The 1,112-nt window shown below is 41.6% G+C and carries 1 protein-coding gene; it reads right to left on the bottom strand.

Translation table 11 applies throughout. The annotated features are described in order from the left end of the window. Positions 1 to 1,112: hypothetical protein (locus G3O08_RS20720; protein ID WP_163287352.1), on the bottom strand; the 1,112-nt coding region annotated here is incomplete at both ends.

Genomic DNA, 1,112 nt, shown 5'->3' with positions numbered 1-1,112 from the left:
TAATCCTCATAAGTGAGTTTTCCTGCTTCATCATTGTGTACAAAGAGTTTTCCTTTTAGATTGTAGTTTTCGGGATTGGGAAAACCGTCGCTATCACCGTACCGCATAATTTGACGTTTGGTGACGGCCTTTGCGCTGTTATCTCTTGCCCAGACAAATATAGGGCGTTGCAAATTATCATATGCAAAAAGAGAGCGCGCTCCCTTAGCATCGTTCGTTATAAACGGTAAATTTAATGCATCTACCAAAAGAGTTTGTTCACCGCGATCAATATGAACGGTTTTTAGCATTTGCCCCGCCATGCTGTATTTATTTGCAGAAATTACGCGATCAAAAGGGTCTATTGATTCAACAAGTTGGCCTTTGATGTCAAAATTATATTGCATTACTACATCTTCGTAGCTATCAGTATCTGCATCATAGTGCGCTTTATGCTCTGTGGTGCGAATTACATTTCCAAGTGGGTCTATTGTTTCACTTTTTGGTGTCCAGTAGCTGGTTGTGGGTACTACGCCGGGATTAGTAATTTCTCCCAAATCATTGGGACTATAGTGATACCTTTCCCAGGGTGTAGCAGCATAGTCACTCGGAGTATTGAGTGCTGCGGGTATTCCAAAAACAACAAGCTGTTCCGATTCATCAGGATTTAATGTCTTAACCATTCTTCCCAATGCATCATAGTACATTTTGATGGCAACTCCTTCAGGTGTATTGTCAGGATCATAGTCAAACCCTGAATTAAAATAGGGCTCAAACTGCTCCACTATTTCGCCCTTGTTGTTGTATCTTTTATGGCCACTTACCACCACGTTTAACGGTGCACCACTGCTGCGCTCTTGTCCTACAGCATTTTGATTTGGTTCAAGTTGTCTCGCAGGAAGGCCGCTGTCGCCAAAAATTTGGTTGCCATAAATAACATCTTCTGCTTGTGCCCGGGATTGAACTATTCGGCCATAACCGTCGCTGTATTCTGCTGATTGAATTGTGGCATTTTGTTCATCAACTGGGCTTATATAAGGTGAATTAACATGATGTTCTCTGACAGATTTACGAACAGAAATAGGGTCGCCATCTTCCATAAATGCAAAAAAGTCATAAGTAAAAGTCGTTCC

Origin of the sequence: Cryomorpha ignava, from assembly GCF_010686655.1 — a bacterium.
In the GTDB taxonomy this organism is placed as follows: domain Bacteria; phylum Bacteroidota; class Bacteroidia; order Flavobacteriales_D; family Cryomorphaceae; genus Cryomorpha; species Cryomorpha ignava.
This window is presented reverse-complemented; position numbering and strand designations above follow the sequence as displayed.